Origin of the sequence: Paraburkholderia sp. JHI869, assembly GCF_038900775.1 — a bacterium.
In the GTDB taxonomy this organism is placed as follows: domain Bacteria; phylum Pseudomonadota; class Gammaproteobacteria; order Burkholderiales; family Burkholderiaceae; genus Paraburkholderia.
Genome location: NZ_JAYMSC010000049.1, coordinates 34,586 through 49,341 on the forward strand (window position 1 = coordinate 34,586; position 14,756 = coordinate 49,341).

Consider the following 14,756-nt stretch of genomic DNA (forward strand, 5'->3'; position numbering starts at 1 on the left):
CGATTCGAAGCTGTTTCATGTCGATCTCCTGCTGAAAAAACTCGCGAAGACTCGTAGCGCGTCCCGCGCGGCGGCGCCCTGCGAGACATAAGCCGCTCAATTACGGAGGATGCCGAACTGCTGGTGCGCGGCGACCGCATCGGGCGGCTCATTGCGAACACAGGCGTCGACATATTCACAACGCGCTACGCCGAGCACTTATTCCCGCGCAATAACAATGCCCGCATGATTGAAGGGACACACCGGCTTTCCTTTTCCGCCGCAATCGCCCTCAGCAATAACCGGTGCGTAGCGCCGTTTCCCAGTCGGGCCGGCCATTCACGGCGGCCAGTTCGGCTGCCGCGTGCCAGTCGTACCCCACGGCGCGAAACTCCACCTCCCAGCCGCGTGGGCTTCTCATGACGCTCGCGTAGCGGGCGTGTGGCGTTCCAGTTTCCATGCGATGCGCAAACGGGTGCGTGTCCTCAAATGCGGGCAAGCCGACACTGCCTGGGTTCACGATGAAGCGTCCGTCGGCAAGCTGCATCGAACGCGCGAGATGCGTGTGGCCGCACAGAATCAACGATGCCTCGACTTCGGCCGCACGGCGTCTGACCTCGCCGTGCGTAGCCGTTCGGCATCCATCAGCCGTGACGGTTTCGAGGAAATAGGAGAGGTCGTCCTGCGGTGTGCCGTGCACGAGCAGCACGTCGCTTTCGAGCCATAGCGTGGCAGGCAATGCGCTGACCCACGCCAGGTGGGCTTCGCTCAGCACGCCGCGCGCGTAGCGGTCCGATGGCCCCATGCGCGTGCAATCCGCGCCAAGCAACTGCCTTTCATGATTGCCGCGTATCGTGGGTAACCCGAGCTGCATCAACCGGTCCGCCGTTTGCGACGGATAAAGCGGGCCAGAAAGGATGTCGCCGAGATTGACGATCACGTCCGCGCCTTGCCGCTCGATATCGTCGAGCACCGCTTCGAGAGCGGGCAAATTGCCGTGAATGTCGGAAAGCGCCGCGATTTTCATGGTGCGAACGGAGGCTGGCCGCGAAAGTCGTGAATTGGGCGATTCTGGACGAATCGCCGCCCCGTGTCCACGGTCGATCGTTCGTGTTTGCATATGGCATCGATCGATGTTGTTATTGACAGATCAGTCCACAAACTCTATTCTCGCGTCATGGTCAGACCTAGAGAATTCGATCGGGACGAAGCACTGGGGCGCGCGCTGCGCGTGTTCTGGGCGAAAGGCTATGCCTCCACGTCCACCGAGGATTTGCTCGCCGCGATGAATATCGGGCGGCAGAGCCTTTACAACGCGTTCGGCGACAAGCGCAAGCTTTACCTCGAAGCGATGGAGCGTTATCAAGGCGAAAGCGTCGCCGGGCACATCGGGCGCCTGAATGGCAACGCCTCGCCGCTGGGCGGTATCGAGGCGCTGTTGCTGGGCCTCGTGGCCGACGATGAAGATGAGCGCGCACTCGGTTGCATGGGCGTGGGAGCCATGAGCGAGTTCGGCGCCGCAGACCCTGAACTCGTGGCGCTGCGCAACAAGGTCGCGCCGCGTCTTTCGAAGCGCCTCGTGGAGCGTATTCGCGAGGGCCAGGCGTGTGGGGAAATCGACACCCGTCTCGACGCTCGCCAGGCCGCCGCGTTTTTGCTGATGACCATGCAAGGCATCCAACTCGCGGCGCGAGCCGGCAGCGATGCGAAAAGCCTGCGCACCCTGGCGCGCTTCGCGATCGACCGCTACAGGGCGCACTGATCTGAACCGATAGTCGTCGAACCGCGCAAGCCGCATACGCGCGGTTTATTTTTGCCGTGTTATGGACTGATCTGTCAAAAAAGGAGAAGCAGATGGAAGCACCGGGCGTACTCAGGGGGAAAGCAGCGATCGTATTCGGCGGTTCGCGCGGCATCGGCGCGGCGGCCGCACGACGCCTCGCGCAAGAAGGCGCCGATGTCGCTCTGACCTATGTTTCGGCGCCGCAGCGTGCGGCGCAGACCGTCGCGGCAATCGAAGCCGCGGGCCGCGCGGGCCTCGCCATCCAGGCGGACAGCGCCAAGCCGGCTGCGATCCGGTCCGCCGTTGTGCAGACCGCGGACCGCTTTGGAAAACTGGATATCGCGGTGGTCAACGCGGGCATCCTCATGCTCGGCGACATTGCGACAGTGCGCGTCGAGGACCTCGATCGCATGCTCAGCATCAACGTGCGCGGCGTGTTTCTCGCCATTCAGGCCGCCGCCGCGCTGATGACCGAGGGTGGCCGCATCATCACAATCGGCAGCAATACGGCGGTGCGCACCGGCCACCCCGGTTCGAGCGTGTACTCAATGACGAAAGCGGCCGTGGCCGTGATGGTGAAGGGCGCGGCCGTGGATCTCGCGAGCCGCGGCATCACGGTGAACAACATCCAGCCGGGGCCGACGATCACGGACATGACCGCCGGGCACATCGAGGCGATCAAGCCGCTCATTCCGCTCAAGCGCGCGGCGGACCCCGACGAGATTGCCGGGCTCGTTGCGTGGCTCGCACGCAAGGAGTCCGGCTATATGACAGGCTCGAGCCTCACTATTGACGGCGGCATGGCGCTGTGAGCGCGCGTGGTGGCGTGCGCTCAGGTGCGTCCTCAGGCGCGTCCTCAGGCGCGCGGGGCGTAGACGTTGCACCAGCCCTCGGCGGCGACCGCTTTGCCGGGGAACATCGGGCACGCGCCTGCGGCGTCGCTCGCCGTGCCCGCATAGAAGCGGCAACTCGCGCAGCGCTGGCCCGCTGCGTACTTCGGGAACTTGCCCGCGTCGACGCTGCTGGCCTTGGCGCGATAGCCTAGCGACTTCGCGTTGGCGTCGTTCTCGTCGACGAGGCCAGGTGCGGCGAATGCGCGCCCAGCGGTGGCGAGCGCGGCGCAAAGACCGGCGGCGTGAAGGATGAAGGTTCTGCGATTGCGGGTGATCATGCTGGTTTCCTGAGTGGTATTAGTGCCGCGGGCCGGCATTGAGCGGGGTGGTGGACGATTGCGCGGTTTCGGCAGTGAGCTTCGCGCTGCCTGCGTCATAGCCGTTCGTGTAGAGCAGGAAGGCCATCAAATCTGCGTACTCCTGATCGGTCATCTTGCCGGGGCGATCGGCGGGCATGTTGGTCGACATGTACTGGTAAATGCCGCCTATCGTCAGATGCGAATTCGCAGCCGGGGCAAAGGCCGGACCGCTCAGCGCGGGCGCGGTGATGCCCTCGAGTTGCGCGCCGTGGCATTTTGCACAGGATTCCGAATAAAGATGCTGGCCGTGCTCGACCTGCTCGTGGTCGAATCCGGGTGCGTTGCCACCCGTGGTTGCGGAGACCTTGATGAAGCCGCCTGCGGTGCGGGCGCTGGCAGGCCGGTACGAGGCCTTCGTGCCGTCGAGCCCGGCCGCATTCGAGCGCGCCTCGCTCGCAGCGCTTTGCGGCAGTGTCCAGCCGCGCGTGAGTGCGGCGAGACTGCCGTCGTCATTCATGCGCGCAAGCGTGTCGTCGATACGCGTTTGCAGTGCGCGCATGCCAGCCCCCGAAGCGAACACGAGATGCCAGTCGGCATACGGCGAAGCTGCCGCCGCAACGGCGAATTGATGCTGCGGATGCGCGCGCTGGTAAGCCACGACGGCCGGATACCAGACGATCGCGCGTTGCGCGCGTCCTTTCGCGACTGCATCGACAGTCAGTTCGGAGGTGTTTTCCAGGTCGAAGCGCGCGTTCTTCTGCTGCACGGCGATGAGTTGCGATGGGCTCGACCAGGTCGCAGCGATCGTTTCCTTGCCGTCGGCAGCGGATGCGGCGGCGCGCGGCTGGCGTAACGTGACGCTCACATAGCCAGAGCGCAGATAGCCTTGCGAAAAGATCATCTGCGAGTCCGATGCGTCGGCGACGCTCGAGCGCGGGAAGCCCGCGACGAGATCGCAGTCGCGGCCCAGCGTGCTGGCGAGTTCGTGCGCGGAGATGCCGTCGTCGCCGCCATCGTCGTCGATGCCACGCGTGACGAACGTTGCGGCCACGCCGGCAGTTTTCAGCACGGCGCGCGCGACGGCCTGGTCGAGCGCGGCCGTGGGGCTGCCCGGCAGCGTGCAAACGCGCACCGCTTTCGCCGCCGCTTGGGCGCTGGTGTGCGCGCCGCCTGCCGCGAGCGCGGCGGCCAGGGCGAGATAAGTGATCCGGATGTTCATGATCTTGCGTTCCAGTGAAGTCGGAGCCGCACGCGCTCGGGTGGCTTGCGTTGAACGCGTGCGTTTCAAGGCGGGAGCGAGGTTCAGCCCCGGTCCAGTGCGAACACGTAGAGCGTGCCGCCGCGCGGGACATCTTTCGCCACATCGGCCATCGGGCCGCCCCAGATCGGATTCGCGCCGCCGTAACCGGCGAGCACTGCTACGTACTCCTTGCCGTTGACTTCGAACACGGAGGGCTGCGCGACGATGCCGCTCGCGAGCTGCGGGCTTTCCCAGAGCACCTTGCCGGTGGCGACGTCGAACGCATAGAGGTGGCCGTCGAGCGAGCCGCTGAACGCGAGACCGCTAGCCGTGGTCGCCACGCCGCCGTTCCACGGCATCTTGCTCCAGTGACCCCAGAGCTTCTTGCCCGTGTTCACGTCGATGGCCTGCAGCTCGCCGTAGCCTTCGCTGCCCGGTTCGGGCTTGATTTCGAAGCCTTCGCCGAGATAGGGCAGGCCTTCCATGTAGCTCACCGACTTGCCCGAGAGGCTCATGCACGCGTGCAGCGCGGGCACCACGGCAATGTGCCGCTCCGGATCGTAGGACACCGACCACCAGTTCTTGCCGCCGAGAAAGCTCGGGCACGTGTCGATGGTCGTGCCGGCTTTCGGGTATTTCGACGGGTCCTGAATCGGCTTGCCGTCTTCCGTGTAGCCCGTTACCGAACTTGCCTTCACGAACGGCTCCGCGTAGATCAGCTTGCCGGTTTGCCGGTCGATAGCGTGGAAGAAGCCGTTGCGGTCAGCGTGGATAATGGCGTCGTAATCCTTGCCCTTGTACTGGATATTCGCGAGGATCGGCGTATTCACGCCGTCGTAGTCCCACGTGTCATTGCTCGTGTACTGGTAATGCCACTTGAGCTTGCCGTTCTTCGGATCGAGCGCGAGCAATGAGTCGGAGTACAGATTATCGCCGGGACGCAGCGCGGCGAGCCACGGGCCGGGGTTGCCCACGCCCCAGTAGAGCGTGCGGCTCGCAGCGTCGTAGGTACCGGTGAGCCAGGCGGCGCCGCCGCCGTGCGCCTGCATGCCGTCGGGCCAGGTTTCCGCGCCTTTTTCGCCCGAGTCCGGAATGGTGTAGCGCTTCCACACGATCGCGCCGTCTTCGGGGTTCAGCGCGGCGATGTAGCCGCGTATGCCGTACTCGCCGCCCGAGGTGCCCACGACGATCGAGCCGTCGAGCGCGAGCGGCGCGAGCGAGAACGCGTAGCCGAGGCCCGGCTCGAACATCTGCTTCTTCCACACCACGTTGCCGGTCTTCGCGTCTAGCGCGGCGATTTCGCCGCTCAGCATGGCGATATAGACGTTCTTGCCGTAGAGTGCCACGCCGCGGTTCACCACGTCGCAGCAGGCGGTCTTGAACGACTCCGCGCCGAGCTTCGGCTCGTATTTCCAGAGCTGCGCGCCCGTCTTCGCATCGAAGGCGTAGACGTTATCTTTCGGCGTGCTGACGAAGAGATAGTCGCCGTTGACGATAGGCGTCGCCTCGAAGCCCTGCTTCAGTTCGGCGGGGAACTGGTAGCTCCACGCCTGTTTCAACTCGCCGACGTTCGACGCGTCGATCTGCTTGAGCGGCGAATGCGACTGGCCGTTGTAGCTCCGGTAGTACGTGAGCCAGCCCGGGTCGCTCTGCGCGCGGGTCAGGCGGTCGTAGGTCACGGGCGGATAGTCCGAGGCGGCATCCACGGGGCCCGCGTTGAAGGACATCGCCGCCGCGATGGCCATTGCGCAGGTCGCAAACCGGCTTGCCGCAGCCGAGCGTCTCTTCATCTTCGTCTCCTGAATATTTGTCGATGCACGGCCGGGAAGCGGTCAGGCTGGGATGCGCGAGGGATGGTTCCGGTCCGGGTGCGCTGCCGTTCTTGCAAGTCGTATGCCATTGGCGTCGAAGCGTTGCGCGGCGGGCGATGCAGCCGGTTGATCGGGATCCTGGCGAGGTGCCCCGCGTGTGGCCGATGTGTTGCATTCCGGTACAGGCCGCGGCGAAAAGTGTTGGCGAACGTGACAGTGGGGGGCTCGCGCAAGAGGGCGTAGCGCGGCCACGCACGCTGGCACGTTCCTGGCTAGATCACGGCAAAGAGGAGACGGTTGTGTGCGCATCGGTCTGCGCTTGACGCTTCGGTGTCGAGCACACGTGACCACATAAAACAGATTGGAGACGAAAGTTGAACCCAAAGAAGGCGGTGCGCACGAGTTTCGCGCTCGGCGCGCTTTGCTCCGGAGCCTCCACGCTGGCCATCGCGCAAGTACAAAGCGAAACGCCCAGCCCGACCGTGCTGCCCGCTGTCGTGGTGGTCGGCACGACGCCGCTGCTCGGCATCGGCACGCCGCTCGCGAAGGTGCCGGCCAACGTGCAGACCGTGAGCGCGCAGGACATCGCGACACAGCATCGCGAAACGCTGACCGACTTCTTCGCGGCGAACCTGCCGGGTGTGAGCGTGACCGACGCCCAGGGCAATCCCTTCCAGATGAACCTCAACTATCGCGGCTTCACGGCTTCGCCCGTGCTCGGCACCCCTCAAGGATTGTCGGTGTTCGTCGACGGCGTGCGCGTGAACGAGCCGTTTGGCGACGTCGTGAACTGGGACCTGATTCCAACCGGGGCGATCGACAAGATTCAGCTCATTCCAGGCTCGAATCCCGTATACGGGCTCAATACACTGGGCGGCGCAATCGCGATCACGACAAAGAACGGCCGCACGAGTCCGGGTGGTGACATCGATCTCTCGGGCGGATCGTGGGGACGCAAGAGCGCACAGTTCGAGCAGGGCGGCACGCTCGGGCAGCATGTCGATTACTACGCGAACGCAAACGTGACGAACGACAACGGCTGGGCCGACCACAACGCGAGCCGCGTGCGCCAGGCATTCGGCAAGCTGCGCTACACCGACGACGACACAACGCTCTCGATTTCGGGCGGCGGCGCGGACAACCAGCTGTACGGCAGCCAGACCATTCCGCGCTCGTTTCTCGACAACCCGAAACAGGCCTACACGTTTCCGGACCTGAACCGCAACAGCGTGGGCTACCTCACGCTTTCGGGCGAACACTTCTTCACCGACAACGTCGAGCTGAGCGGCAACGCCTATTATCGGCACCTGCGCAACGAGAACGTGAGCAGCAACAACAACACCGGCTACGGCTCGGTCGACGCGGACGGCAACGTCGACACGCTCGAGGGCACCAACGTCGATTCCACCGTCACGACGGACAGCTTCGGCGCGAGCCTGCAACTCACGATGCTCGGCAAGCTGGGTGGCATTGGGAGTCAACTCGTAGCGGGCGTGGCGGCGGACTTCGCGAACTCGCACTACGTTTCGTCTTCGCAGGACGCCTCATTCACCCCCGAGCGCGCGACAGTCGGCATCGGCGATTTCGCTCAGCAGACCGATGCAAAAACGCGCAACGCGAACTATGGTGTCTATCTGAGCGAGACGCTCTCGTTCACGCCGCAATGGACGCTCACGCTTTCGGGACGCTACGACTGGGCGAGCGCGCGTATCGCAGACGAAAGCGGCGTGCAGCCGCTGCTCGACGGCTATCACACGTTCTCGCGCTTCAATCCGGCCGTGGGGCTGAACTGGAACCCGCTGCCTACTGTCACCGTCTATGCGACCTATAACGAAGGCATGCGCGCGCCAACCGCAATCGAGCTTGCGTGCGCGGACCCAGCCGCGCCGTGCTCGCTACCGAACGACTTCGTGGCCGACCCAGCGCTGCAACCCGTGGTTTCGAAGACCTTCGAGGCAGGCGCGCGCGGCCGTATCGGCGCGCAGACCACGTGGAGCGCCGCCGCGTTCAGCACTACGCTCTCCAACGACATCGAGTTCGTGAGCGCGGCGGGGAGCACTCAGGGCTATTTTCAGAACGTGGGCAAGACGCGCCGGCAGGGTGTCGAGCTGGCGGGCCACACGGTCTTCGGCCCTGTTGGCATTGGTCTGAACTACAGCTACGTGGATGCGACCTACCGCTCGACATGGACGGAACAAAGCCCCTCGAATTCATCGGCGGATGCGAACGGCGTTGTGACGGTGCGGCCGGGCGACCACGTGCCCGGCATTCCCGCGCATGCCGTCAAGCTGCGGCTCGACTATGCGGCCACGGCGAAGTGGAGCATCGGAACGAACATCACATGGCGCAGCGGCGTGTATGCGCAAGGCGACGAAAACAATCAGGATGCCAATGGAAAGATCGCAGGCTATCTGCTCGTGGATCTCGATACGCGCTATCGCGTCACAAAACGGCTGGAGATCTACGCGAACGTGACGAACCTGTTCGACAAGCGCTATGCGAGCTTCGGTGTGCTGGGCCAGAACTTCTTCAACGGGCCAGGCCACACGTTCGACGGCGCGAATCCCGTGAACGAGCAATTCGTCGGACCAGGCGCGCCGCGCGGTTTCTGGGTGGGACTCCATTACGCGTGGGATTGAACGGAGGGTACTGAATGCACACATCGGGGTGAGTCCGCATTCCTCTACGTGGGCCATTTGAGGTAATACACAGGCTGGCGAATCGCCGTGGCACGTGTTTCGATGAACGCACGCTGCTTTGCATACGGTTCGCTTACACAGCGTGTTGCGCGTCGCGTGCGCGTTCGGCGCAAACCGGCTGCCTTGAATCGATGGCCGGATGGCCCGGAGCTTGCTAATAGAGGACACCGAGAAATATCGAAAGTGTCCGGCAAGGTACCGGCCAATCGTGGAGGAGAGCATGCGCGACGACTTACATATGGCCGCGGGGCAAGCGGTCACAGTGTCCAATGGCTGGCCCGCGCCATCCATTCAGAAAGCGCACGAGCGATCGGAGACGTTCGGTCTTCGGGCAACCGCAAGACCGGATTACGACGTGCTTTCGGGCGCCGGACTCGAGTTGAAGCGCGAGCAGAACCGCGTGCTGTTCATGCATGCCACGCCTGTGATGGAGACGCTGCACGAGCAGATCGTCAACACGCAAAGCATGATCGTGCTGACCAATGCCGAAGGCTTGATCCTGCATTCGATCGGCGACGACGACTTTCTCCAGCGCGCCGAAAAGGTCGCGCTGCGGCCGGGCGCCAACTGGGCCGAAGACCGCCAGGGCACCAACGCGATCGGCACCGCGCTTGCCGAGCGCTGCGCGATGGTCGTGCACGGCGACCAGCATTACCTCGCGGCAAACCGCTTCCTCACCTGCTCGAGCGTGCCGATCTTCGACCCGTACGGCGACGTGATCGGCGTGCTCGACGTGACGGGCGACCACCGCAGCTATCATCAGCACACCATGGCGCTCGCGCGCATGTCCGTGCAGATGATTGAGAATCATTTGTTCGCGACGACTTTTCAGGAGACGCTGCAGGTTTCGTTTCATGGCCGCCCCGAATTCCTCGGCACGCTCATGGAGGGCATCGCCGCGTTCACGAGCGACGGGCGTTTTCTTTCGGCCAACCGCAGTGCGCAATTTCAGCTCGGCCTTTCGCTTGCCGCGCTGCGTGCCCATACGCTCTCGTCGCTATTCCAGACCACGAGCGCGCAACTCATCGACCGCATGCGCGCGGGGCTGGATTCGCACCTCATGCTCAATCTGGCCAACGGGGCGGTGGTTTGCGCGCGCGTGCAGTTCAGGCGCGCAACACTGGCCGAAGGCGCGCGACCTGTAGTGGTGCACGACGCTGCTTCGCAGCCGTCGCCCTGTGCGATGGCGCAGCCGCCTTCCATGGGCCTCTCGCGCCTGAGCTATCTCGACACGGGCGATCCGCAGGTGGCGCTCGTGATTGCTAAGGTGCGCAAGGTGATCGGCAAGGACATTCCGGTGCTCGTCACCGGCGAAACCGGCACGGGCAAGGAACTGCTCGCGCAGGCCATTCACAACGATTCGCCGCGCCGCGACCAGCCGTTCGTGGCGGTGAATTGCGCGTCGATTCCGGAAACGCTTATTGAATCGGAGTTGTTCGGTTACGAAGAGGGCGCGTTTACCGGCGCGCGGCGCAAGGGCGCGGTGGGCAAGCTGTTGCAGGCGAACGGCGGCACGCTGTTTCTCGACGAGATCGGCGACATGCCGTATCCGCTTCAAGTGCGCCTCTTACGTGTTTTGCAGGAGCGCATGGTCAATCCGCTCGGCTCGACGAAGACGATTCCCGTTGATATTGCGATCATTTGCGCGACGCACCGCGATTTGCGCGAGATGATCGCGCAGAACCGCTTTCGCGAGGACCTGTATTACCGGCTCAATGGCCTCGTGGTCCGTTTGCCGCCGCTGCGCGACAGAACGGATCTCGCAGTCGTGATCCAGAAGCTCTTGCACCGCGAATCGCACGGACGTGCGAACCGGCAGCCGCTCAGCGTCGCGCCGGACGTGATGACGTTGTTCGAGCGCTGCGCGTGGCCGGGCAACTTCCGGCAACTCGGCAACCTGCTGCGCACCGCCGCGGCCATGGTCGACGATGACGGCCAGATCCGCCGCGAGCATCTGCCCGATGACTTCTTCGACGATCTGCGTTGCTGCGGCCAAACTCAGGCACTGCTCGCGCCGCTTGCACAGGCGCAGCCGTTGGTGCCCGAGGACGCGCGCCTCGAAGACGTGACCGCCTCGACCATTGCGGCCACGCTCGCGCGCCATGGCGGCAACGTGTCGGCTGCGGCGCGCGCATTGGGCGTGTCGCGCAATACCATCTATCGCAAGATGCCCGCCGCCGATCCGGGGCGAGGTTCAGGCGACGCCTGAAGCGCTTATTTGCGCGCGCCGTCTGGTCACCTTCCATCTTCCTCTGTCCCACGGGTGTTGCATCCTGTAGCACCCGTGTTCCGAAACGCAACACACTTTGCCAGGCCGGCAGCATTGCTCGCATCGCTTGAGCGCTGGCTCACACCGGCATAGCCCTTGCTTTGAAGAGAGTGGCCGCACATTCGATGCGGTATTGCGACTCAATCTCAAACAAGGAGACATGTCATGCAGTGGACCACCCCCGCTTATACCGACCTGCGTTTCGGCTTCGAAATCACGATGTATATCGCCAACCGCTGAGCGCGCGCCAGCGCCGTCCGCGCGGCGATGAAGGCCACGCGGGCGGCATGCAGCGAGAACGATCATGAAGATCAGAATACTGGGTTCAGGTGCGGGCGGCGGCCTGCCGCAATGGAACTGCAACTGCGCGAATTGCCGCCGCGCCCGGCAGCCGGCCGGCGACATATTGCCGCGCACGCAGTCGTCGATCGCGGTGAGCGGCAACGGCGTGGACTGGGTGCTCGTCAACGCGTCGCCGGATCTGCTTGCGCAACTGCGCTCGCATCCCGATCTGCAGCCCGCGCGCGCCACGCGCGATAGCGCGCTCGCGGCCGTCGTGCTCACCGACGCGCAGATCGATCACGTTACGGGCCTGCTGATGCTGCGCGAGCGCACGTCGCCGCTGCCGCTCTATGCCTGCGCGCCGGTGCTCGACGATCTGTCGAGCGGACTGCCGCTCGTGCCGCTGCTTGGTCATTACTGCGGCGTGGAGGCGCACGCAGTCGCGCCGGACGAGCCGTTCACGATTGCAGCTTGCGCCGGCCTGCGATTCACCGCGATGCCGGTGGAGAGCAAGCCGCCGCCTTATTCGCCGCGCCGCGAGGCATCGGTGCCGGGAGACAATGTCGCACTCCTGATCGAAGATATCGAGGCGGGCACGCGCGCGTTCTACGCGCCGGGCCTCGCGCAGATGAGCACCGACGTACTCGGCACTATGCGCCGCGCCGACCTCGTGCTCGTGGACGGCACGTTCTGGACCGCCACCGAAATGATCGACCTCGGCTTCTCGACGAAGCACGCGGTAGATATGGGGCATCTCGCGCAGCGCGGCGACGACGGCCGGCCCGGCATGATCGACTGGCTCGATACCTTGCCGCGCGGCACGCGCAAGGTGCTTACGCATATCAACAACACGAACCCGATTCTCGACCCGCATTCCGTCGAACACGCGCAACTGCGCGCACACGGTATCGACGTGGCCCACGACGGCATGCTGTTTCAGGTATGACGATGAACGCACCTCTCACGTTTCCAGACGCGCACGCAATACCATGGACTGCGAATGAATTCGAGGCGCACCTGCGCGCGCTCGAATCGCGCTATCACATCCATCATCCGTTCAACCGGATGCTCAACGGCGGACGATGCTCGCCCGCGCAGATTCGCGGATGGGTCGCGAACCGCTTCTACTACCAGATCAACATTCCGCTCAAGGACGCGGCGATTCTCTCGAATTGCCCAGACCGTGAGACGCGCCGCCGCTGGATTCAGCGCCTCGTCGACCACGATGGACAAGGACAGGATCAAGGCGGCATCGAAGCCTGGGTTCGGCTGGGAGAAGCGGTCGGCATCGATCGGGACACGATGTGGTCGCAACGACTCGTGCTGCCTGGCGTGCGCTTCGCGGTCGACGCCTATGTGAACTTCGCGCGGCGCGCACCGTGGCAGGAAGCGGTGTGCTCGTCGCTCACCGAGATGTTCGCGCCGAAGATCCATCTGGACCGGCTCGCGGGCTGGCCTTCGCATTACCCGTGGATCGAGCCGCAAGGACTGCAGTATTTCCGCAGCCGCGTGCCACTCGCGCAGCGCGACGTAGAACACGGGCTCGAAGTGACGCTTGCCCATTTCCGCACGCCTGCCGAACAGCGGCGCGCGGTGGAGATTCTGCAGTTCAAGCTCGACATTCTCTGGTCGATCCTCGATGCAGTCGAAAAGGCGTGGCCCATATGAACCCGATAGTGCCCAATGCAGGCAGCGGCGTGCCGCTGCGTCCGCGCTTGCGCGGCATGTACCGCTTGCAGTGGGAGGCGGCGCAGGACGCGTATGTGCTGCTCTATCCCGAAGGGATGGTGCAGCTCAATTCGAGCGCAGGAGAGATACTCGCGCGTTGTGACGGCGCGCACGAACTCGACGAGATCATCGGCGAACTGGAGCGCCTTTTCAGCACGTCCGAACTGGCGCCGGACGTCTATCGTTTTCTCGATCATGCACGCCTGCGCGGCTGGCTCGACTGACATGGCAACCGATACCGCTCTCCTGCCCAAGCCGCTCTGGCTGCTCGCCGAGCTGACTTACCGCTGCCCGCTGCACTGCGCGTTCTGCTACAACCCGGTGGACTTCGCCCGGCACGGCGAAGAACTCGACACCGAAGCATGGCGCGCGACCATCAGCGCCGCACGCGAACTGGGCGCGGCGCAGATCGGCTTTTCCGGCGGCGAGCCGCTGCTGCGCGACGACCTGGAGACGCTCGTCGCGCATGCGCGCCAGCTTGGCTTCTACACGAACCTGATCACTTCAGGCATCGGCTTGAACGTCGAGCGCATCGAGCGGCTCAAGGCGGCTGGGCTCGATCATATTCAGGTATCGATGCAGGATTCCACGCGCGAACTCAACGACTTTCTCACGAGCACGCGCACGTTCGAACTCAAGCGCAACGTTGCGCGGCTCGTGAAGGCGCATGGCTATCCCATGGTGCTCAACTGCGTGCTGCATCGTTTCAATCTGCCGCACATTGCGCAGATCATCGATATGGCGCTCGAACTGGGCGCCGATTATCTGGAGCTTGCGAACACGCAGTATTACGGCTGGGCGATGCTCAATCGGGATCAGTTGATGCCCACGGCCGAGCAACTTCGCGAAGCCGAGGAGACCGTGAACCGGTATCGCGCCCGCATTGGCGAGCGGTGCCGCATTCTGTTCGTCGTCCCCGATTACTTCGAGCAACGGCCCAAAGCGTGCATGAGCGGATGGGGAAGCGTGTTTCTCGGCGTGGCGCCGGATGGCGCGGCCCTGCCATGTCACGCGGCGCGTTCGCTGCCGGGCCTCGTGTTGCCGAACGTGCGCGACATGTCGCTGCGGGAGATCTGGTACGAGAGCCAAGCGTTCAACGCGTTTCGCGGCGACGACTGGATGCGCGAGCCCTGCCGCAGTTGCGACGAGCGTCATGCCGATCATGGCGGCTGCCGGTGCCAGGCATACCTGCTGACCGGCGACGCCGCCGCGGCCGACCCGGTATGCGCGAAGTCGCCTCATCACGAGCGCATTGTGCAGGCCGTGGAATTCGCGAGGCGGCCAACGCGAGGCGACGAGCGGCCCATCGTATTCCGCAGCAAGCAGAACTCGCTTGCGCTTTGAGTGGAGAATCGACATGGCGTCGGTCGATGCGCGCTTCGATCCTGGTGAGCTTGCGCTAGTCGGCCACCAGGTGTTTGGGCGACGTGCCGCAATGGCGGGTGTGGTTGCCGGCGTGCTTGCGCTGCATGTCGCGTTGATTGCCGTCGCGCGGTGGGAGGCGCCGGCGTCGCACGCCATACCCGTGCGTTTGAAGATCGTAGACGCCGTGCTCATAGCGCCGACCCCAGCGGTGCCGCACAAGAGCGAAGTGCCTGCGCGAGAGGTGTTGCCGAATCGACCCGTTCGTGAAGTAGTGCGAATTGTTCCTACGCCACCAACTCGCATGCGTCCAGTGGCGCGCGCGCATGCGCAAGACATCACGCCGATGACACCTGCGCTAACGGCGCCACGCGCTGCCCCCGAAGCCGCGAAGCCAACGGAACGCATAGC

The 14,756-nt window shown here is 64.3% G+C and carries 13 protein-coding genes and 1 pseudogene; 10 read left to right on the forward strand and 4 right to left on the reverse strand.

Going from position 1 to position 14,756, the window contains the following annotated elements:
* Positions 1-271 precede the first annotated feature (271 nt).
* Positions 272-1,006, reverse strand: coding sequence for a metallophosphoesterase family protein (locus VSR72_RS41100; RefSeq protein ID WP_342957912.1), 735 nt, complete (start codon positions 1,004-1,006; stop codon positions 272-274).
* 93 nt (positions 1,007-1,099) lie between these two features.
* Between VSR72_RS41100 and VSR72_RS41105 the strand changes: the two genes are divergently transcribed.
* A complete protein-coding gene (locus tag VSR72_RS41105) occupies positions 1,100-1,741 on the forward strand; it encodes a TetR/AcrR family transcriptional regulator (protein WP_342957913.1) in 642 nt (213 codons plus the stop codon).
* A gap of 92 nt (positions 1,742-1,833) precedes the next feature.
* On the forward strand, positions 1,834-2,574 hold the full coding sequence (locus tag VSR72_RS41110; RefSeq protein ID WP_342957914.1) for an SDR family oxidoreductase: 741 nt from the start codon (positions 1,834-1,836) through the stop codon (positions 2,572-2,574).
* 44 nt (positions 2,575-2,618) lie between these two features.
* Here the strand turns inward: VSR72_RS41110 and VSR72_RS41115 are convergent, their stop codons facing one another.
* The 3 genes from VSR72_RS41115 to VSR72_RS41125 form a co-directional block, all read right to left on the reverse strand.
* A complete protein-coding gene (locus VSR72_RS41115; RefSeq protein ID WP_342957915.1) occupies positions 2,619-2,933 on the reverse strand; it encodes a high-potential iron-sulfur protein in 315 nt (104 codons plus the stop codon).
* Between the two features lie 19 nt (positions 2,934-2,952).
* On the reverse strand, positions 2,953-4,173 hold the full coding sequence (locus VSR72_RS41120) for a c-type cytochrome (RefSeq protein WP_342957916.1): 1,221 nt from the start codon (positions 4,171-4,173) through the stop codon (positions 2,953-2,955).
* 83 nt (positions 4,174-4,256) lie between these two features.
* Positions 4,257-5,984 carry a methanol/ethanol family PQQ-dependent dehydrogenase gene (locus VSR72_RS41125; RefSeq protein WP_342957917.1) on the reverse strand — a complete coding sequence of 576 codons (1,728 nt, stop codon included), beginning with the start codon at positions 5,982-5,984 and terminating at the stop codon, positions 4,257-4,259.
* A gap of 395 nt (positions 5,985-6,379) precedes the next feature.
* Between VSR72_RS41125 and VSR72_RS41130 the strand changes: the two genes are divergently transcribed.
* The 8 genes and pseudogenes from VSR72_RS41130 to VSR72_RS41165 form a co-directional block, all read left to right on the forward strand.
* A complete protein-coding gene (locus VSR72_RS41130) occupies positions 6,380-8,644 on the forward strand; it encodes a TonB-dependent receptor (RefSeq protein WP_342957918.1) in 2,265 nt (754 codons plus the stop codon).
* Positions 8,645-8,924: 280 nt separating this feature from the next.
* Complete coding sequence (locus VSR72_RS41135) at positions 8,925-10,913, forward strand: sigma-54-dependent Fis family transcriptional regulator (RefSeq protein WP_342957919.1); 1,989 nt, start codon at positions 8,925-8,927, stop codon at positions 10,911-10,913.
* A gap of 225 nt (positions 10,914-11,138) precedes the next feature.
* Positions 11,139-11,213, forward strand: a complete 75-nt coding sequence (gene pqqA / locus VSR72_RS41140) for a pyrroloquinoline quinone precursor peptide PqqA (protein WP_006410019.1) — start codon at positions 11,139-11,141, stop codon at positions 11,211-11,213.
* A gap of 64 nt (positions 11,214-11,277) precedes the next feature.
* Positions 11,278-12,201 (forward strand): pyrroloquinoline quinone biosynthesis protein PqqB, encoded by a 924-nt coding sequence (pqqB, locus tag VSR72_RS41145; RefSeq protein ID WP_342957920.1) that lies wholly within the window; start codon positions 11,278-11,280, stop codon positions 12,199-12,201.
* A gap of 2 nt (positions 12,202-12,203) precedes the next feature.
* A complete protein-coding gene (gene pqqC, locus VSR72_RS41150; protein WP_342957921.1) occupies positions 12,204-12,923 on the forward strand; it encodes a pyrroloquinoline-quinone synthase PqqC in 720 nt (239 codons plus the stop codon).
* Positions 12,920-13,207 carry a pyrroloquinoline quinone biosynthesis peptide chaperone PqqD gene (pqqD, locus tag VSR72_RS41155; protein WP_342957922.1) on the forward strand — a complete coding sequence of 96 codons (288 nt, stop codon included), beginning with the start codon at positions 12,920-12,922 and terminating at the stop codon, positions 13,205-13,207. The genes pqqC and pqqD overlap by 4 nt, the downstream gene beginning before the upstream one ends.
* Entirely contained in the window at positions 13,179-14,327 is a 1,149-nt protein-coding gene (gene pqqE / locus VSR72_RS41160; RefSeq protein ID WP_342957923.1) for a pyrroloquinoline quinone biosynthesis protein PqqE, read from the forward strand. Before pqqD ends, pqqE begins: the two co-directional genes overlap by 29 nt.
* Before the next feature lie 13 nt (positions 14,328-14,340).
* Positions 14,341-14,756 (forward strand): annotated as a pseudogene (locus tag VSR72_RS41165) (hypothetical protein); the annotation flags it as partial.